At 63.4% G+C, this 19,087-nt stretch carries 19 protein-coding genes; 12 read left to right on the top strand and 7 right to left on the bottom strand.

The window, feature by feature from the left end; all coding sequences use genetic code 11:
• On the top strand, positions 1-578 hold a 578-nt coding region (locus HB630_RS27520), incomplete at its 5' end, for an invasion associated locus B family protein (RefSeq protein WP_213775864.1).
• Positions 579-720: 142 nt separating this feature from the next.
• On the opposite strand, the gene hspQ is transcribed toward HB630_RS27520, so the two are convergent.
• Complete coding sequence (hspQ, locus tag HB630_RS27515) at positions 721-1,053, bottom strand: heat shock protein HspQ (RefSeq protein WP_213775863.1); 333 nt, start codon at positions 1,051-1,053, stop codon at positions 721-723.
• A gap of 122 nt (positions 1,054-1,175) precedes the next feature.
• Between hspQ and HB630_RS27510 the strand changes: the two genes are divergently transcribed.
• Positions 1,176-2,129: an AEC family transporter gene (locus HB630_RS27510; RefSeq protein WP_213775862.1), complete on the top strand. Its 954-nt coding sequence runs from the start codon at positions 1,176-1,178 to the stop codon at positions 2,127-2,129.
• Positions 2,130-2,253: 124 nt separating this feature from the next.
• On the opposite strand, the gene HB630_RS27505 is transcribed toward HB630_RS27510, so the two are convergent.
• Complete coding sequence (locus HB630_RS27505) at positions 2,254-3,453, bottom strand: UbiH/UbiF family hydroxylase (protein WP_213775861.1); 1,200 nt, start codon at positions 3,451-3,453, stop codon at positions 2,254-2,256.
• A gap of 134 nt (positions 3,454-3,587) precedes the next feature.
• On the opposite strand from HB630_RS27505, the gene pcsA reads away from it, so the two are divergent.
• From pcsA to HB630_RS27490, 3 genes are all read left to right on the top strand, one after another.
• Positions 3,588-4,322, top strand: a complete 735-nt coding sequence (gene pcsA / locus HB630_RS27500; RefSeq protein ID WP_213775860.1) for a phosphatidylcholine synthase — start codon at positions 3,588-3,590, stop codon at positions 4,320-4,322.
• Positions 4,319-5,044 carry a TerC family protein gene (locus HB630_RS27495; protein ID WP_213775859.1) on the top strand — a complete coding sequence of 242 codons (726 nt, stop codon included), beginning with the start codon at positions 4,319-4,321 and terminating at the stop codon, positions 5,042-5,044. The genes pcsA and HB630_RS27495 overlap by 4 nt, the downstream gene beginning before the upstream one ends.
• A 103-nt stretch (positions 5,045-5,147) precedes the next feature.
• A complete protein-coding gene (locus tag HB630_RS27490; protein WP_213775858.1) occupies positions 5,148-6,122 on the top strand; it encodes a quinone oxidoreductase in 975 nt (324 codons plus the stop codon).
• Between the two features lie 130 nt (positions 6,123-6,252).
• Here HB630_RS27490 and HB630_RS27485 read toward each other — a convergent pair whose 3' ends face one another.
• Entirely contained in the window at positions 6,253-7,449 is a 1,197-nt protein-coding gene (locus HB630_RS27485; RefSeq protein WP_213775857.1) for an acetylornithine transaminase, read from the bottom strand.
• Positions 7,450-7,681: 232 nt separating this feature from the next.
• Positions 7,682-9,007 carry a 30S ribosomal protein S12 methylthiotransferase RimO gene (gene rimO, locus HB630_RS27480; RefSeq protein ID WP_213775856.1) on the bottom strand — a complete coding sequence of 442 codons (1,326 nt, stop codon included), beginning with the start codon at positions 9,005-9,007 and terminating at the stop codon, positions 7,682-7,684.
• A gap of 111 nt (positions 9,008-9,118) precedes the next feature.
• Between rimO and HB630_RS27475 the strand changes: the two genes are divergently transcribed.
• The 5 genes from HB630_RS27475 (at position 9,119) to HB630_RS27455 (ending at position 14,965) form a co-directional block, all read left to right on the top strand.
• Complete coding sequence (locus HB630_RS27475; protein ID WP_213775855.1) at positions 9,119-9,709, top strand: ANTAR domain-containing protein; 591 nt, start codon at positions 9,119-9,121, stop codon at positions 9,707-9,709.
• Positions 9,706-10,872, top strand: a complete 1,167-nt coding sequence (locus HB630_RS27470; RefSeq protein ID WP_213775854.1) for a CmpA/NrtA family ABC transporter substrate-binding protein — start codon at positions 9,706-9,708, stop codon at positions 10,870-10,872. Before HB630_RS27475 ends, HB630_RS27470 begins: the two co-directional genes overlap by 4 nt.
• 354 nt (positions 10,873-11,226) lie before the next feature.
• Positions 11,227-13,014, top strand: a complete 1,788-nt coding sequence (locus HB630_RS27465; protein WP_213775853.1) for a NirA family protein — start codon at positions 11,227-11,229, stop codon at positions 13,012-13,014.
• Positions 13,011-14,612, top strand: a complete 1,602-nt coding sequence (locus tag HB630_RS27460) for a sulfite reductase subunit alpha (RefSeq protein WP_213775852.1) — start codon at positions 13,011-13,013, stop codon at positions 14,610-14,612. The genes HB630_RS27465 and HB630_RS27460 overlap by 4 nt, the downstream gene beginning before the upstream one ends.
• On the top strand, positions 14,609-14,965 hold the full coding sequence (locus HB630_RS27455) for a hypothetical protein (RefSeq protein ID WP_213775875.1): 357 nt from the start codon (positions 14,609-14,611) through the stop codon (positions 14,963-14,965). Before HB630_RS27460 ends, HB630_RS27455 begins: the two co-directional genes overlap by 4 nt.
• Before the next feature lie 45 nt (positions 14,966-15,010).
• Here HB630_RS27455 and HB630_RS27450 read toward each other — a convergent pair whose 3' ends face one another.
• Genes HB630_RS27450 through pxpB form a run of 3 tightly spaced genes read right to left on the bottom strand, consistent with a single transcriptional unit; the run spans position 15,011 to position 17,610 of the window.
• On the bottom strand, positions 15,011-15,781 hold the full coding sequence (locus HB630_RS27450; RefSeq protein ID WP_213775851.1) for a 5-oxoprolinase subunit PxpA: 771 nt from the start codon (positions 15,779-15,781) through the stop codon (positions 15,011-15,013).
• Between the two features lie 42 nt (positions 15,782-15,823).
• A complete protein-coding gene (locus HB630_RS27445; protein WP_213775850.1) occupies positions 15,824-16,882 on the bottom strand; it encodes a biotin-dependent carboxyltransferase family protein in 1,059 nt (352 codons plus the stop codon).
• On the bottom strand, positions 16,879-17,610 hold the full coding sequence (gene pxpB, locus HB630_RS27440) for a 5-oxoprolinase subunit PxpB (RefSeq protein WP_213775849.1): 732 nt from the start codon (positions 17,608-17,610) through the stop codon (positions 16,879-16,881). Before pxpB ends, HB630_RS27445 begins: the two co-directional genes overlap by 4 nt.
• Before the next feature lie 254 nt (positions 17,611-17,864).
• Between pxpB and HB630_RS27435 the strand changes: the two genes are divergently transcribed.
• A complete protein-coding gene (locus HB630_RS27435) occupies positions 17,865-18,563 on the top strand; it encodes a ribonuclease activity regulator RraA (RefSeq protein ID WP_213775848.1) in 699 nt (232 codons plus the stop codon).
• A gap of 40 nt (positions 18,564-18,603) precedes the next feature.
• Positions 18,604-19,011, top strand: coding sequence for a cupin domain-containing protein (locus HB630_RS27430; protein ID WP_213775847.1), 408 nt, complete (start codon positions 18,604-18,606; stop codon positions 19,009-19,011).
• Positions 19,012-19,087: the final 76 nt, after the last annotated feature.

Here is a 19,087-nt window from a genome sequence, read left to right as displayed (position 1 = left end):
CGGATCAGCAGATTCCGCAGCTCATCTACGCGCCCTGGACCAAGTTCTGCCTGAAGGGCCAGGACGCCGGCGCCAAGCAGGTCTGCTTCACGGGCAAGGATGGGCGCATCGAGTCGGGCCAGCCGGTGATCGCAGCCGTGATCATCGAGCCTGAAGGCGAGCCGAAGAAGATCCTGCGCGTGACGCTGCCGCTGGGCATGCAACTCGTTCACGGCACCCGCATCATCGTCGACAACAATCCTCCGATCCAGTCTCCCTATGTGATCTGCTTCCAGAATGGCTGCATGTCGGATTACGAAGCCACGCCGGAACTGCTCGCCAATATGAGGAAGGGACAGAATCTGGTGGTTCAGGCCATCAATTCCAACGGCGCGCCGCTGACCTTGCCGCTGCCGCTGCAGGAAACCGGCGGCAGCTTCGCCAAGGCCTATGATGGGCCGCCGACCGATCCGAAGGAATTTGAAGAGAACCAGAAGAAGCTGCAGGAAGAGCTGCAAAAGCGCGCGGAAGAGGCCCGCAAGAAGCTCGAGGCCACCCAGCCGCAGGGCCAGGCTCCGGCCACTCCGCCCGGTAAATAAAACAAGAGGCAGATCGTCTCAAACAAAAGGCGCCCGGTCGGGCGCCTTTTTCGTGCGAAGCGCTATTGCGTGAGAAGCGTTATTCCCGGATCGACTTGGCGGAAGATCCCTGGCGGGAGATCTAATTTTCCTGGCGCGAGATTTAATTCAACGAAGGATTTCGCGGCCGGTAGCCGCCTGATTTGTCCTTCACGAAAATCTCGGCGACCTGTGAGTGCCGGATCGGCTCGTCCGAGTCGTCGGGCAACAGGTTCTGCTCTGAAACATAGGCGACGTATTCCGAGTCCGAATTCTCGGCGAGCAGGTGATAGAACGGCTGATCCTTGTGCGGCCGGACATCCTCGGGGATCGCCAGCCACCATTCCTCGGTATTGCTGAATTCCGGATCGATGTCGAAAATCACGCCCCGGAACGAAAAGATCCGGTGGCGGACGATCTGCCCGATCTGAAATTTGGCGGTACGCGTTTTTATCATGTTTTGTCGAATAGACCATGATTGTGGCCGATGCTAGAGGCAAACGGGCGAATTAACCCTAAGCTGTGGCGGCTGTCCGGTGTGCCGACCGGGGGCGATTGCGATGAAAAAGACATTTCCCGATGCTCGATGTTCTCAATCTGGCGCTGCCGTATTTCGGCTTGATCTTCATCGGCTTCGCCTGCGGTAAGGCCAAGGCGATCCCCGAGGCCGGCCTGGCCTGGATGAGCTTCTTCCTGCTTTATGTTTCGTTGCCGGCGCTGCTGTACGGCATCATGTCCAAAACGCCGTTTGCCGAACTCAACAACCCGCCGTTTCTGATCGCAACCACGCTCGGCACGATGAGCGCTTTCGTGCTCGCGCTGCTGACGGGCCGCCTGGCCGGAAGGTTGACGTTGCGTGAGGCGACGCTGGCGGGCCTTTCCGGCGGCTATGGCAATATCGGCTATATGGGCCCCGGCCTGTCACTGGCCGTGCTGGGGGCGAAAGCCGCGGCGCCGACCGCGCTGATCTTCTGCTGCGACAGCATCTTCCTGTTCTCGATCGTGCCGCTCCTGATCGCGCTCACCGACCGCAAGCATCCGTCGCTGCTGCATACGCTCGCCGTCGTGGCGCGGCAGATCGTTTTCAATCCGTTGATCATGTCGACCTGCGCGGGATCGCTGGCGGCCGCGATCCATTTCCGTCCGCCAGTTGCCATCGATCATATGCTCTTGTTTCTGCAAAACGCTGCGGCGCCGGTGGCGTTGTTCGCGCTCGGCGTGACGGTCGCGCTGCGTCCATTCGGCCGCGTGCCGTGGGAGGTTCCCGGCGTGGTCGCGATCAAGCTCCTGATCCATCCCTTGATCGTATTCGGATTGATGTTGCTGGTGGGGCCGTTCGCGCAGCCCTGGGCCGCAACCGCGGTCCTGATGGCATCGTTGCCGCCGGCGTTGAACGTGTTCGTGATCGCCCGGCAGAACGACAGCTGGATCGAACCGGCTTCCGTCGCGGTGCTGATCGGAACCTTCGCCTCGGTCGTCACGCTCACCGGCGTGATGTGGCTGTTGCAGACGGGCCGGCTGGTGTTTCCTTAGAGCACGATCCGGAAAAGTGGAAACCGGTTTCCCCTCGCGACAAACGCGGAACGCGTTTGCGCGGAGATCATGCTCAAACAGAAAGATAGAGCTGGATGACGATTCGAAGAAAAGTCATCCAGCTCTAACCAACCCGCCGTGACGGCCGCCATGACGGCGCCAGACCCTCGCGCATGGCGATGCGCCGAAGCGGCCCGATCGAGCCGAGCAGATGCAGGCCGGCCGCGCGCAGCGACTGGATCGGCAGGAAATCGCTGAGCAGCGAACGGTTCGCTAGATCGATCGCCCAGGTCCGGGTCGCGACATCGGCGCTGCGGGCGGAATGATAGCGGTCGAGCACCTGCGGTGCGCCCGGATCGCCGCCGGCAGCCACGGTGTCACGCACGATGCCGGCGATATCGGCCGCGTCGCGCAATCCCATGTTGAGGCCCTGCGCACCGATCGGCGGCAGCACATGCGCGGCTTCGCCGACCAGCGCGATGCGGCGTTGGGCAAATCTCGCGGGCAGCTCGATCGCGAGCGGAAACAGATTCCGTCCGGGTTCGACCCGGATGCGGCCGAGGACGGAATGCGACCGCGCTTCCGCGGCCTCCGACAACGCGTCATCCGACAGCGCGATCAGCCGTTCAGCCTCCTTGGGCGCGGAAACCCACACCACGCTGGAACGCGCGCCGGGCAATGGCACGAACACGCACGGGCCTTGCGGCGTGTGAAACTCGGTCGAGACATTGCCGTGCGGCCGGGAATGGGTGACGTTGAAGGTCAGCGCCGCCTGATCGAGCAGGCGCTGCCTGATCTCGATGCCGGCGGCTTTCCTGGAAAGCGATTGCCGTCCGTCGGCGCCGGCCACAAGGCGCGCCGCAAGCGATTGTCCGCCGGCGGTGCGAATGGTGACGATGGCCTCTCCCGGTTCAATCGCCTCCGCCTCGTCATCGAACCGGATCAGTTCCGGAAGCGCCGCGGCGCGATCTTCCAGCGCCACCATCAATTCGCGGTTTTCGATGTTGTAGCCGAATTCCGCCAGACCGATTTCCTCGGACGAAAACCTGACCTCCGGGGCGCGGATCAGCCGGCCGGTGTCATCGACCAGCCGCATGCTCCGCAACGGCGCCGCCTTGTCCTCGCAACGGGACCAGACGTCCAGACCCTGCAAAAAGCTGACGGAATCGCCGAGCAGGGCGGTGGTGCGGTTGTCGGCATAAGGCGCGCGCCGGGCGATCAGGGCGGTCTTCGCGCCGGTCTGCGCCAGCGCGATCGCGGCCGAAACTCCGGCGGGCCCGCCGCCGATCACGGCCACATCGAAGGGAACTGGGGCATCGTTCATACCGGCACAATTGACGTTCCCGGCGGCATTTTCAAGCCTGCGTTGCGGGCCCTTTTGTCTACCAAATCGCGCGGCGGAACGCCGCAAGCGCCGATGTGCAAAAGTGCGCGATTCCTGATAGCACTGCCGCCTTGATGGACCAGGCCGACCAGCAGGATTCGTTGTCCGCGCCGCCGCACACGCGGGCAGCCGCCTTCTCCGTGCATGTCTTCACGGCATTGGGGGCGGGCATCGCCCTGATCGCGCAATTGGAGGCGGTACGCGAGCATTGGCCTGCGATGTTCGGCTGGCTCGGGGTCGCGCTCGTGATCGACGCGATCGATGGCCCGATCGCGCGGCGGCTGGACGTCGGCCGGGTACAGCCGAACTGGTCCGGCGAAGTGCTCGACCTCGTGGTCGATTTCGTCACCTATGTCTTCGTGCCGGCCTATGCGATCACTGCGAGCGGCCTGCTGCTGCCGCTGGCGGCGCCGCTGCTTGGCGTCGGAATCGTCGTTTCGGGCGCGCTCTATTTCGCCGACCGCCGCATGAAGGCGGCAGACAATCATTTTCGCGGTTTTCCGGCGCTGTGGAATGCCGCCGCCTTCTATCTGTTCCTGTTGCGTTGGCCGCCCGCGCTCTCCAGCCTCGCGATCGCGATCCTGATCGCGGCGACATTCATTCCATTCCACGTCCTGCACCCGGTGCGCGTGGCGCGGCTGCGCGGGTTGACGCTGTCGTTGATCGCGGTATGGGCGGTGCTCGCGATCTACGCGCTGGTCAATGATTTCGACGTCGGCGCGCCGGTCACCATCGCCCTGTGCGCGATCGCCGTTTATGTCGCGGGAAGCGACGCGGCGATCCGCCTCGCTCGATCGTTCGGCATATGATCGCACTGTGGTCCAATCCGGAAACCTGGGCGGCGTTGCTGACGCTGACGGCGCTTGAGATCGTCCTCGGCATCGACAACGTCATTTTCCTCTCCGTCATCGTCGCGCGCATTCCGCCGCCGCAGGCGAAGCGGGCGCGGCAGATCGGGCTGGCGCTGGCGCTGGTGTTTCGCATTCTGCTGCTCAGCCTGCTGGTATGGCTGATCGGGCTGACGCAGGCCGTTTTCACGGTCAATGGCGTTGGCTTTTCCTGGCGAGATATCATCCTGATCGGCGGCGGGTTGTTTCTGATCGCCAAGGCGACGCACGAAATTCATGGGGAAATGGAAGCCCACGACCGGGAAGCCGAAAGCGCGTTCGGGGCGCGCGCGTTCGTCTGGATCATCCTGCAGATCGTCGTCATCGACCTTGTGTTCTCGCTGGATTCGATCATCACCGCGATCGGCATGGCGCAGGATCTTCAGGTCATGGTGGCCGCCGTGATCGTTGCCTGTCTCGTCATGTACGCCTCGTCGGGGCCGGTGGCGAGATTCGTCGCCGAGCATCCCACCACCAAGATGCTGGCGCTGGCGTTCCTGCTGCTGATCGGCGTGGCGCTGGTTGCCGATGGATTCCAATTCCACATCCCGCGCGGCTACATCTATTTCGCCATCGCGTTTTCGGCGGCGGTCGAGGCCTTCAATGTGCTGGCCAAGCGCAACCGCAAAACAACCGGCCATTAATCGATTGGAGACCTTCCCCTAAGCCATCGAGTTGACAACGCGGCCTCGATGGCCTTGGCTCCGCTCAAGAGAATCCCGGGAAATATCCAAAGGAGGACCCTCGATGACCAAAGCCGTGCGCGTGCATCAGGTAGGGGGCCCGGAAGCTCTGATATATGAAGCCGTGGATGTGCCGGCACCGGGTCCTGGCGAGGTGCATATCCGCCAGCACGCGGTCGGCCTCAATTTCATCGACGTGTATTTTCGCAACGGCCTCTACAAGGCGCCGGGCCTGCCGTTCGTCATCGGCAATGAGGCGGCGGGCGAAGTCGTGGCGGTCGGACCCGGCGTGACCAATTTTCATCCCGGCGATCGCGTCGCCTATTACTACACGCTCGGCGCCTACGCTTCCGAACGCAACATTCCCGCGGAGCGGCTGGTCAAATTGCCCGACCACATCACCTATGAGCAGGGTGCCGTGCTGATGCTGAAGGGGCTGACGGTCTGGTATCTCCTGCACAAGACCTTCAAGGTCGAGCCGCACCATCGCGTGCTGATCCATGCCGCCGCCGGCGGCATCGGCCTGCTCGCCTGCCAATGGGCGAGGGCGATGGGCGCGCATGTCATCGGCACGGTGGGATCGAAGGAGAAAGCCGAGTTGGCGCTCGCCAATGGCTGCGATCACGTCATCCTCTATAACGACGAGGATTTCGTGGCGCGCGTGAAACAGATCAGCCGCAACGAGCTTTGTGATGTCGTCTATGACGGTGTCGGCAAATCGACCTTTCCAGGCTCGTTGTCCTGTCTCAAGCCGCGCGGACTGTTCGTGAGCTTCGGCAACGCGTCGGGCCCGGTGCCGCCATTTGCGATTGCCGAACTCAACAACCACGGCTCGCTGTTCGCGACCCGGCCGAAGCTCAACGATTACATCGCCAATCGTTCGGAACTGCTGGAGGGCGCCGACACGTTGTTCGCCGCCGTCATCAACGGCACGATCCATGTGCCGATCAACCATGCCTATGCGCTGAAGGATGCGGCCAAGGCCCATATCGACCTGGAAAGCCGCGCCACCACCGGTGCATCGATCCTGAAGCCTTAATCGATCGTCATTGCGGGCCAACGGGTCGGCGCAAAGCGCCGCCCGATGACAGGTTCCACGAAGCAATCCAGCATGTTGAGAGCCGGATTGCTTCGTCGCTTGCGCTCCTCGCAATGGCGGAGAAAGCAGCCTACGCCACCCGTCTCGCAGCCCCTATCTTGGTCAGGATCAAATCAAGACAATCGATCATCGTGCCGATTTCATCGCGCGTGACGGTGAGCGCCGGCATGAACCGCAATGCATCCGCTTGCGGCGAATTGAGGAGCACGCCGGCCTCGAACGCTTGCGCCACGATCGACGCGCCGATCGGAAGCTTCAGGTCGAGCGCCAGCAACAGACCTTGTCCCCGAACTTCGCCAAGACCGTGCCGCGCCGACAACCGCTGCAATTCGCTCTCCAGATACAGGCCGCTATCGACAACCGTTTTCAGGAATTGCGGTTTGCCGACCTGTTCGATCACCGCAAGCCCCGCGGCACACATCAGCGGATTGCCATTGAACGTGCCGCCCTGGTCGCCATGCTCGAAACAGGACGCGTGTTCGGTCGCCAGCAGCGCCGCCAGCGGTACGCCGCCGCCGATGCCTTTTCCGAGTGTCATGATGTCGGGTTCGATCCCGGCATGCTCGTGGTGAAAGAGTTTGCCGGTGCGGCCGATGCCGGTCTGGATCTCGTCGACGATCAGCAGCAGGCCGCGCTGCTCGGTCAGCGCCCGCAATTCCCGCAAAAACCGATCGGTCGCGGGCCAGACGCCGGCTTCGCCCTGGATCGGCTCCAGCATCACGGCGACGGTCTGCTCGTTGATCAGGCGACGGACCGAGGCGAGATCGTTCAGCCTGGCCTTGCGAAAGCCGGGTACTTTCGGTTCGAACAGCGGCTCGAACGCCTTCTTGCCGGAAGCCGACATGGTCGCCAGCGTGCGGCCGTGGAAGCCGCCTTCGAAGGTGATGATTTCGAACGCGCCGTTCTTGTGCAGTGTACCATATTTGCGCGCTAATTTGATCGCGCCTTCATTGGCTTCCGCGCCGGAATTGGCGAAGAACACCTGATCGAAACAGCTCAGTTCGACCAGGGCATTCGCGAGCCGGAGGCTCGGCGCGTTGTAGAAGGCCGGACTCGGGTTCAGCAACAGCTTGGCCTGCGCCGCCAGCGCATCGGTAACGGCGGGCGGGCAGTGGCCCAGGCAGTTCACCGCCCAGCCCTGGATGAAGTCGAGATAACGCTTGCCGGTGTCATCCCACAGCCACGAGCCTTCGCCTTTGACGAAAACGGTCGCCGGGCGCGGGGTGATATCCATCAAGGCGTCGAACGGATGCGTGGCAACGGTCATGTCGATCTCCTGCGGTTCGGTGAAATGGGGCCAAAACGAAAGAAGGCCGCACGTTGCGGGTGCGGCCTTCTCGAAAACGTTGCTGATTTATCTGTTCAGCGTTGTCGTCGGACACGGCGCAGCCCATCATCGTCGCAGGTGCGACGAGGGAAAGTGGCGCGGCGTTGGATCCGGTTCGATGTCATGGGACGCGGCCATACAGCCGAACGATGGCGGATGTCAAGCATTCCATTCAGAATCCGGCGACGCTGCCGTGCAGATCGTATTCGTCCGAGCGTTCGATTTTGGCGGTGACGATCTCGCCGACGCGCAGCGGACGGCGGCTCGAAACATAGACCGCGCCGTCGATCTCCGGCGCATCCGCTTTCGAGCGGCCCTTCGAGACGGTCGGGCCGACTTCATCGATGATGACCTGCTGCCTTGTGCCGACCTTGCGCTTCAACCGGCGGGCGGAAATCTTCTGCTGGCGCGCCATCAGCGCGTTCCAGCGCTCCTGCTTGACCTCGTCCGGGACGGCACTGCCTAGCGCGTTCGATGCCGCGCCCGCGACCGGCTCATATTTGAAACAGCCGACGCGGTCGATCTCGGCTTCATCCAGCCAGTCGAGCAGATAAGCGAAGTCGGAATCGGTCTCGCCGGGAAAGCCGACGATGAAGGTCGAGCGCAACGTTAGATCCGGACATTGCTCGCGCCATCGCTTGATCCGCTCGAGCGTCTTGTCCTGCGCCGCCGGACGCTTCATCGCCTTCAGCACATCGGGGCTCGCATGCTGAAAGGGAATGTCGAGATAGGGCAGCACCTTGCCGTCGGTCATCAGGCCGATGACCTCGTCGACATGCGGGTAGGGGTAGACATATTGCAGCCGGATCCAGGCGCCGAGCTCGCCGAGCTCGCGCGCGATATCATAGAATTTGGCGCGGACCTCGCGGTCCTTCCACGGGCTCATCGCATATTTCAAATCGACGCCATAGGCCGAGGTGTCCTGCGAGATCACCAGCAATTCCCTGACGCCGGCGCCGACCAGTTTTTCGGCCTCACGCAACACGTCGTTGGCCGGACGCGACACCAGGTCGCCGCGCAGCTTCGGGATGATGCAGAAGCTGCACCGGTTGTTGCAGCCTTCGGAAATTTTCAGATAAGCGTAATGCCGTGGCGTCAGCTTGACGCCCTGCGGCGGCACCAGGTCGAGATGGGGATTATGCATCGGCGGCAGCGCGCGGTGTACCGCCTCCAGCACGCTCTCATATTGCTGCGGTCCGGTGATCGAGAGCACCCCGGGATGGGCCGCCTCGATCTGCTCCGGTTCCGCGCCCATGCATCCGGTGACGATGACCTTGCCGTTCTGGGCCATCGCTTCGCCGATGGCGCCCAGCGATTCCTGCTTGGCGCTATCGAGGAAGCCGCAGGTGTTGACGATGACGATATCGGCGCCGTCATGCTTGCGCGCCAGTTCATAGCCTTCCGCCCGCAGCCGCGTGATGATCCGCTCGGAATCCACCAGCGCCTTCGGGCATCCCAGGGACACAAAGCTGATTTTCGGCGCGGCGGCCTGTTGCATGTCTTGAACTGCCTGATTGATCCGCACGAGCTAGTCCCAATTGCTCATAATTACAAGGCTTTGAGCCGGCATCCGGCATGCTATGGATAACCGGCCGAATGCGAGTGACCGATGGGCGCCGAGCAGTCTCCTAAAATCGTCATTGTGGACGATAGCCCGATCCGCGCCGCGATCCTGAAGGAGGGATTGCGGGAAGCCGGCTATACCGACGTCGTCCACATCAGCGAAATGCAGAGCCTGCTGGCCCGGATCTATGCGTTCGATCCCGACATCATCCTGATCGATCTGGAGAACCCGAGCCGCGATGTTCTGGAACAAATGTTCCAGGTCAGCCGTGCCGTGCGCCGGCCGGTCGCGATGTTTGTCGACCAGAGCGACGCGGCGTCGATCCAGGCTTCCGTCGATGCCGGCGTCTCGGCCTATATCGTCGATGGTTTCAGGAAGGAGCGCATCAGGCCGGTCCTGGACCTCTGTGTTTCGCGTTTCAACGCGTTCGCAAAATTGCAGGATGAACTCGATCGCACCAAATCCGCGCTTGAAGAGCGCAAGGTGATCGAGCGCGCCAAAGGTATCCTGATGAAACTGAAGGGGCTGACCGAAGACGAGGCCTATGTGCTGCTGCGATCGACGGCGATGCGCGAGAAAAAGAAGATCGGCGAGATCGCGCAATCGATCTTGACCGCATCGGAGTTGCTGAAATGAGCACACCGCTTCACATCGGCTTCATTCCGCTGGTCGACGCCGCCGCCCTCATCGTCGCCGTCGACAAGGGATTTGCCACGGCCGAGGGGCTCGATGTCACGCTGGTGCGCGAGGTGTCGTGGTCGAACGTTCGCGACAAGCTCAATATCGGCTTGTTCGATGCGGCGCATCTGCTGGCACCGGTTGCGATCGCCTCCAGCCTCGGGCTCGGCCATGTGAAAGTACCGATCGTGGCGCCGTTCAATCTCGGCCTCAACGGCAACGCGATCACGGTGTCGCCGGCGCTGCATGCGGCGATTCTGAGCGAGGTCGAGGGCGACCCATTCGATCCGATGGCCACCGCGCAGGCGCTTTCGCGCGTGGTCGCCGCGCGGCGCAGGAGCGGCGCCGAGCCGCTGACATTCGGCATGACCTTTCCATTTTCCACCCACAATTATCAGCTCCGCTTCTGGATGGCGGCGGGCGGTGTCGATCCCGACGAGGACGTCCGTCTGGTGGTGCTGCCGCCACCCTACATGGTGGACAGCCTCGCCAACGGTCACGTCGATGCGTTCTGCGTCGGCGCGCCCTGGAATTCGGTCGCGGTCGATCTCGGCGTCGGCCATATCCTGCATTTCGTCTCCGAGATCCTAGCGCGGGCCGCGGAGAAGGTGCTCGCGATCCGGCAGAACTGGTCGGAGAAAAATCCGCAAACCGTTGCGGCGCTCATCCGCGCCACCCATCGCGCCGCCGAATTTATCGCAGATCCGCAAAACCGCGCCGAGGCGGCGCATATTCTGGCGCAGCCAGAACGGATCGGCGTCGATGCCGATGTCATCCAGCGCACGCTGAGCGGCCGGCTCAAGATCTTGCCGGACGGAACGGTGCGGGAAAGTGAGCGGTATTGGCTGGTCGGAACGGAAGGGGCGGCCCGGCCGGAGCCGGTCCAGGCCGCCTGGCTTTACGCCCAGATGGTCCGTTGGGGGCAGGCTGCCTTCAGCCCCGATGCCCTTCGCACCGCCATGGCGATGTTCCGTCCGGATCTCTACGACGCGGCGATCGGCCGTCCAGCGCAACCTGCCAGCGTCTTCGGCGATGTCGGGGCCTTCGCGGGGCCCGCCTTCGATGCCGGCGATATCGCAGGATATCTGGCGGCGTTCAAGATCGGCTATCGGAAATCCTGAACAGTCCGATGCCGCGATGTCGGGCTCCGGGCGAGACCGGCTAAATTTTGGGCTGACGGCGCGGGATTGGCTGCGCGCGCGGCCTCCGGCCTCCCGGATCAATCCGGCAACATATTGGAATTAGAAGACATTTTATGAAGGCCAGCGTGGCACACAACTTGAATGTTGTGGCGGGCCGGCCGCCGCAGATGCCCGCTGGCACTGTCCAAGATGGATTTCCGCAGCAACGACGCTGATCGGACCCTTATCCGGAATTGCGGCTCGGCCCATCGGCCGCGCTGACTTTTCGGCGGGGGTCAACACCCTCATTTGGTGACGCCACCGGTGGTGGCCGCAGGAGCTTCGTCGCGCACCATGAAAATCGATCAGCTTTCCGTCGACTTTACCGACGAGCAGAAACGCTACCTCGAAGGTTTCGCCACCGGCCTGCAGATCAGCCGGGTCGGTCGCGGTCTCGGCGGCGCCGGTTCGGGCAAAGCCAATACCGAACCGGGCGGACCGGATGCCGCGCACATCAGGGCGCAAGACAAGGTCGTCGCGGCGGGCAAAAAGCTTGCGGACCAGGAGAAATTCAAGCGCGAAGAACATCCGTTCGACGCCTATCCGCGGCTGAAGCAGCAGGCGGCCGATGACGCGCCGCCGTCGCCGGCGGATAATTTCCGCTGGCGCTATTACGGCCTGTTCTATGTCGCTCCGGCGCAGGATTCCTACATGTGCCGGCTGCGGATTCCGAACGGCATCCTGAAGCATTGGCAGTTTGCGGGATTGGCCGATCTCACGGAACGGTTGTGCGGACCGTTCGCCCATGTCACCACGCGCGCCAATTTGCAGGTTCGCGAAATCCCGCCCAAGAACGCGGTGGCGCTGATCGAGGGCATTCAGGATCTCGGCCTGTGCTCGCGCGGTTCCGGCGCCGACAACATCCGCAATGTCACGGGCACGCCGACGGCCGGCATCGATCCGCAGGAACTGCTCGACACCCGCCCATATGCCCGCGAGTGGCACTATCACATTCTCAACGATCGCTCGCTGACGGGGCTGCCGCGCAAGTTCAACGTCGCGTTCGACGGCGCGGGCAGGATCGCCGTACTGGAAGACACCAACGACATCGCCTTTGCCGCGGTCGAGGTCAAAGACGGTTTCGGCGTCGATCCCGGCATCTGGTTTCGTCTCGGCATCGGCGGCATCACGGGACACAGGGATTTTGCGAGGGCGACCGGCGTCATCGTCAGGCCGGCGGACGCCACCAAACTGGCCGACGCCATCGTGCGCGTGTTCATCGATCTCGGCGATCGCACCAACCGGCTCAAGGCGCGGTTGAAATATGTGATCGACGGAATGGGCGTGGAAAAATTCCTCGCTTTGGTCGAGGAGAAGCTTGGTCAGGCACTGACCCGTGTGCCTTCCGAGGCGCTGGCGCCGCGGCCGGCTTTCGACCGCATGGCGCATATCGGTGTGCAACGGCAGAAACAGGCGGGCCTGAACTGGATTGGCGTCGTGTTGCCGGTCGGCAAGATCACCTGTGAGCAGATGCGCGGGCTCGCTCAAATCGCGCAGGATCTCGGCGACGGCGAAATCCGGCTGACAGTCTGGCAAAACCTGCTGATCCCGGGGGTGCGCGACGAGAATGTAGCGCTGGCCGTGGCCGCGATCGAACGACTCGGCCTTGCGATCCAGGCGTCGCAGATACGCGCCGGCCTGATCGCCTGCACCGGCAATGCCGGCTGCAAATTCGCCGCCTCCAACACCAAGCTGCATGCGTCGGCGATCGGCGACTGGTGCGAGCAGCGGGTCGAGATCGACACGCCGCTCAACATCCATCTCACCGGCTGCCATCATTCCTGCGCGCAGCACTACATCAGCGATATCGGCCTGATCGCCGCCAAGGTGCCGGTCGGCGACAGCGACGACACCGCCGAGGGCTATCATCTGTTCGCTGGCGGCGGTTTCGGTCCGGATGCCGATCTTGGCACGGAGGTCTATCATGATCTCAAGGCCGAGGACGCGCCGCAGACCGTCGAGCGGCTGTTGAAGGCCTATCTGTCACACCGCTCGGCGCCGGATGAAACATTCCTCTCGTTTGCGCGCCGCCATGACGGCGAGACGCTGCGCAAGCTTGCCGATGCCGAGGTTTCGTCATGAACCAGATCACGCCGCCGCCCCGAATCGAAATCATCCCGGAGAGCGCGCCATTCTCCGACGCGCAGCGCTCCTGGCTGAACGGGTTTTTCGCAGGATTGCTGTCGACCGATGCTCCGACGCCATTGCCGGCGGAGCAGGGCTCAGCCCTCGTCAGTGGCGCGTCCGGCGACGGTGATGACGGCGAAGCGCCGTGGCACGACCAGACCATGCCGATCGCCGACCGCATGAAACTGGCTGAGGGCCGGCCGATGCGCCGACGGATGATGGCGGCGATGGCGCAGCAGGACTGCGGCCAGTGCGGCTATAATTGCAACGATTATTCGGACGCCATCGCGAGCAGGAGCGAAGCGCGGCTCAATCTCTGCGTGCCCGGGGGCAAGGAAACCGCGCGTATGCTGAAGACGCTGCATGAAGAGCTGGACAAGGCGCCGACGGCGGCGCCTGGGGATTCGGCTGCTGCGGCGGCGCCGGCTGTTATTGGCGAACCCGGACGCTCGCGCGATCATCCGGTCGCCGCCACCTTCCTGTCGCGGCGCCTGCTCAACGGGGCCGGATCCGAAAAGGAAACCTGGCACATCGAGTTCGATCTTTCGGGCTGCGGCCTCGATTACGTCGTCGGCGATTCCTTTGGCATCTTCGCCAGCAATGAAATCGGCCATGTCGATCAGATCATCGCCCTGCTCGGGGCGTCGCACACCACGAACATCAACGGCAAGACGTTGCGCGAGGTGCTGACCGGCGACGTTTCACTGTCGCCCGCGCCGGACAAGCTGTTCGAACTGATCTCTTTCATCACCGGCGGTGCGCAGCGCGAGAAAGCGCGCGCGCTGGCGCAGGGCGAGGATCCCGATGGTGACGCCGCGACGCTCGACGTGATGGCGGCGCTGCAAAAATTTTCCGGCGTGCGGCCGCATCCCGAAGCCTTTGTCGAAGCATTGGAGCCGTTGCAGCCGCGGCTTTATTCGATCTCGTCGTCGCACAATGCGACGCCGGGCAGGCTGTCGCTGACGGTCGATTGCGTGCGCTATGTGATCGGCAAGCGGAAGCGGCTCGGAATGGCTTCGACCTTCCTGGCCGAGCGGATCAATCCCGGTGACGAGGTGAAGGTCTACGTGCAGAAGGCGCATGGCTTTGCGCTGCCGCAGGACCCGAAGACGCCGATTATCATGATCGGCCCCGGCACCGGCATCGCGCCGTTCCGCGCCTTCCTGCTCGACCGCCGTGCCACCGGGGCGACCGGCCGGAATTGGCTGTTCTTCGGCCATCAGCGCAGCGCCACCGACTTCTTTTATTCCGATGAGCTGAACGCGATGAAGACGGCGGGGCTATTGACGCGGCTGTCGCTGGCGTGGTCGCGCGACGGCGACAAGAAGTTTTACGTGCAGGACCGCATGCGCGAGGTGGGCCGGGAATTATGGACATGGCTCGCCGAGGGCGCGAATGTCTATGTTTGCGGCGACGCCAAGCGCATGGCAAAGGATGTCGAGCGGGCGCTGGTCGATATCGTCGCGCAATTCGGCGCCCGGTCGATCGAGGAGGCCGTAAGCTTCGTCGCGGAGCTCAAGAAGACAGGGCGGTTTCAGCAGGATGTCTATTGATTGCGGAGTCGGTTCCAACCTCGTCAAATTCGAACGAAAATAATTCCCGGCTGAAGCGGTTGTGGAGAATTTTAATCTGCGACAAGGCGGGACGAGGCGCGGGCATCGTTATTTCTTTCGCCACCTTGCCTCCGCATGCCGTCCGTATTCCACTGGTGCTGATGCGACGTTGGAGAACGACCATGCGCGAATTATCGGCGGAAGCCCGTCTGCATTTCTACGCGCGCTCGCTATCCGGCCAAGCCGGCAAGAGACTTCATGCGGCCGCGCTCTATGGCGCATTCGCCGTCATCGCCGCGGTGGTGTCGGCACGCTGTCGTACCACCCGTTCTGAAATTGCTTTTGAGAGTTAGGGTGGTGGGCATGTTTCGCTTTGCCCACCCTACAACTATATTCCGCTACTTCGCCGTCTTGAACGGCGCGACGTCGATGCCGCCATCCTTTAATGCCTGACGGACCCCGCGGCCGATTTCGACCGCGCCCGGCGTGTCGCCGTGAATGCACACGGTATCCATGCGCATCTTGATCACCTTGCCCGACGCCGCCACCACCGCGCCGTCCTGCACCATCCGCAAGACGCGTTGTCCGATCTGTCCGGCGTCGTGCAGCACCGCGCCGGGCTTGCGGCGCGACACCAGCGTGCCGTCGTCCTCATAAGCGCGGTCGGCGAACACCTCATGCACCATCGGCAGGTTGGCGGCTTCGCCGGCCCGCACCAGGCGCGAATTGGCCAGCACCATGAAAACCAGATTGGGATCGACCGCTTTGATCCCGTTGGCGATCGCTTTTGCGGTCATGTCGTCTTCGCAGGCGACGTTCGACAAGGCACCATGCGCCTTGACGTGAGTCACCTTGTGGCCGGCCGCGGTCGCAATCGCCTGCAACGCGCCGATCTGGTAGGCGACGAGGTTCTCGATCTCGGACGATTTCAGACCGGGAATCGGGCGGCGTCCAAAGCCGTGCAGGTCGCGATAGCCGGGATGGGCGCCGATGCTGACGCCGCGGGCTTTGGCCAGATCTACCGTATGGCGCATGATGTCGGCATCGCCGGCGTGAAAACCGCAGGCGATATTGACCGAGGTGGCGAGCTCGATCATGGCGGCGTCATGGCCCATTTCCCAAACGCCAAATCCTTCGCCGAGATCGCAGTTGAGATCGATGGTTGTCATGATGATTATCCGCTTGCGTGAGGGTATCTTGCTGTCGGTGCTTTACAACTCGTGTGCCGGTGGCTCTCCCGCCGGTGGAACCTGCCATGTCGCCGCATCGACCGCGCTGACGGCGCTGCCCGCGACATTCGCATTCTGCAGCGCTTCGAGGTTCAGGGCAAAACTTTCGATGTCGTGAACGAGGCCGGGCAGGGTGCGCAGCAGTTCCGCAAACTTGCGTGCTTCGGCCTGCGCCTCCGCCATGCCGATCGCCTTGAAGCGGAAATCACGGCCGGCCGGGGTCTGGGCGAAGCGGCCGAGATCGGCCGAGATCACGGTGGCGATCTTGGGATAGCCGCCGCTGGTGCCGCGATCGGGCATCAGCACGATGGGTGCGCCGTTCCCGGGCACCTGGATGCTGCCGTTTACGGTGCCGTCGGAGACGATGTTATGACCGTGCAGATGCTTGATCGCGGACCCTTCCAGCCGATAGCCCATGCGATCGCTGGTCTGCGATATCTTCCACTCGCTGTCGAGAAAGAGTTGCTTGGCCGTGTCGCTGAACTCGTCGTCCTGCGGACCCAGCACCACGCGAATGGGTCCGTCCGCCGGCGCGGGAAGATCGATCCGGCGTTCGGCCGCGCCGCTGGCGTCGGTCGCTTCTAGTTCGTCGCCGGCCTGCAACGGCCGCGGATAGGGGCTGCCGAGGCCGGCGCGGGCATTCACCGACAGGCTGCCGAACATCGGCTCGCCCTGAATGCCGCCTTCGATCGCGAGATAGCTGAAAGACCCGCCGCGGGCGAAACCCAGCGTCAGCGTCTCGCCCTCCGCCAGCGTCATGGAGGTGTCGAACGCGACCGGGCGTTTGGCGATATCGGCGTTGCGCGGCGCGCCCGCCAGCGCCACGCGAACCGCGCCGTCGCGCGCCGTAAAGGAAGCACCGAACGGGCCGATCTCGACGGCCGCGGCGAAGGGCTGGTTTCCGACCAGGCTGTTCGCGGCGGCCAGCGCGAGCCGATCCAGGGCGCCGCTCGGCGTCAGACCGTAACGCTGCGCGCCCGGCCGGCCGCCATCCTGGACTGAGCTCGCCGGCCCGATGCTGGCAATGACAAGCTTGCTCATGCAGAGATCAATTCGGCGACGAGTTCACCACGCTCCGCGGCGCGATCCTGCTCGGCAAAGGTCTTGTGATCGACGACCGAAAACGTCACGTGGTCGCCCGGTCCGAGCAGGAAGGTCGGATCGCGGTGCAATTGATAGGTTCTGACCGCGGTGCGGCCCAGCAGGTGCCAGCCGCTGGGGCCGGCAAGGCACTGCACGCCGGTTTGCACGCCGCCGATCGAAATCGTTCCGGCCGGCGTCAATAGCCGCGGATTCTGCTGTCGCGGCAGATGCAGAAACTTTTCGAGCCCACTGAGATACGACCATCCGGGGGTGAAACCGATCATGGCTACGCGGTAGTCGCCGGCGATATGGCGGGCCACGATATCATCCGGCGTCGTCTTCAGCGTGTTGGCGACATCCTCCAGGTCGATGCCGTGCTCGCCGCCATAGGCCACCGGGATCCGCCAGCGGCGCGTGCTGGTCATGGTGGGAACGGGCAGCTGCGCCAGCGCCAGCAGCTTTTCACCCAGGGCGTCGAAGCCGATCTCGACGGGATCGTAATGCACCAGCAGCGACCGGTAGGTCGGCACCGTCTCGGTCACGCCTGGGACCGCTGCCTGTGCCACCGCGTGATCGAGCGCCAGCACCCGCTGATTTGCCGCGTCATCGATATGACGGCTGAACTCGACCGTGATGGCGCTGTCGCCACTGGGTAACAAACGGGGCGGGGAAAGTGGCGCGGCCATGACCTTTGGAATCTCGACGGCCTCACAAGCTCGTAGGCGAAGAACAAACCTCTAGCGTGTTTTTGGCCGTTATGGAATTCGCTTCATCCCAAATGAGCCTGCAAGTTCAATAAATTAATCGAGTGTCCTGCGATAAGGTATGGTTATGTCAACCTTACCGTGCGCCTCTCTCATCGCCAGCCTCGCACTTGACGGGCTACGCGCGCCCCGCAAGATGCGCCGGCCAATCCACCCCCACCGGAGCTCTCCTCCCAATGTCCCTGACCCCCGAAGCGATCGCAACCCTTTCCGGCGTATCCACCGCCACCATCACCACGGTTCTCCTCAAAAAGGGCCTGCGAAACGTCTGGATGCGGGGGACGCGTCCGCTCCGGCCCGGACAGCCGCGGCTGGTGGGACCGGCATTTACCTTGCGCTTCGTGCCGGCGCGCGAGGATCTGGCGACGCCGGAGTCCTGGTCCGCGCCGATCTCGACCCGAACCGCGATCGAGGCCATGCCGGAAGGCTGCATTACCGTGGTCGACGCCATGGGCATCAAGGACGCCGGAATCTTCGGCGACATCCTGTGCGCGCGCATGGTCAAGCGTAAGGTCGCCGCCCTGATTACCGACGGTGTGGTGCGCGACGTGGAAGGCGTGCTCGGTACCGGCCTGCCGGTCTGGTGCGACGGCTATGCCGCGCCGCCCTCGGTCGCCGGTCTGACCTTCGTCGGCTGGGGCGAACCGATCGGCTGCGGTGGCGTTGCCGTGTTTCCGAACGACATTGTCGTCGCCGACCAGGATGGCGCGGTGCTGATCCCGCAAGCGTTTCTGGATCACGTGCTGGCGGAAGGCCCCGAGCAGGAGCGGATGGAAGGCTGGATCGTCGAGGAAGTGAACAAGGGCGCCGCGCTGCCGGGCCTCTATCCGATGAACGCCGAGACCAAGGCGCGCTACGCGGCGTCGAAGAAGTGATATCAGGCAACAAATAACATCAGGAAAGAGAGATAATCCCATGGAAATCCACCTCTCGGGCTCGCGCCCGACCCGCCGCGCGCCGGCCGAACATTTCACCGGCACCGTGTGGCAGGACCCTGTCATCATGACGCCGGCGCCGGCGCATCTGAACTGCTCGCGCGTCTCGTTTGAACCCGGCGCCCGCACCGCCTGGCACACCCATCCGCTCGGCCAGACGCTCTATGTCATCTCGGGAATTGGCCTGATTCAGGCCAAGGGTGGGCCGATCCGCGAAATCCGTCCCGGCGACGTGGTCTGGATTCCGCCGGGCGAAAAGCACTGGCATGGCGCTTCGCCGACCAACGGCATGACCCACATCGCCATGCAGGAAGCGCTCGACGGTAGCTATTCAAGCTGGATGGAGCATGTGACCGACGCGGAATATTCCGCCGGCGTCGGGGCCTAGCCGCTCCACCTCTCCATTCGCAGGATGGCCAGATCGGCTACGCGGTCGATGTGCCGAGGCCGATGGCGCAGGCTGG

It is taken from the genome of Bradyrhizobium sp. dw_78 (assembly GCF_018449525.1).
Taxonomy (GTDB): Bacteria; Pseudomonadota; Alphaproteobacteria; order Rhizobiales; family Xanthobacteraceae; genus Bradyrhizobium.
The sequence above is the reverse complement of the archived record's forward strand: the minus strand, read 5'-3'. Positions and strand labels throughout refer to the sequence as shown.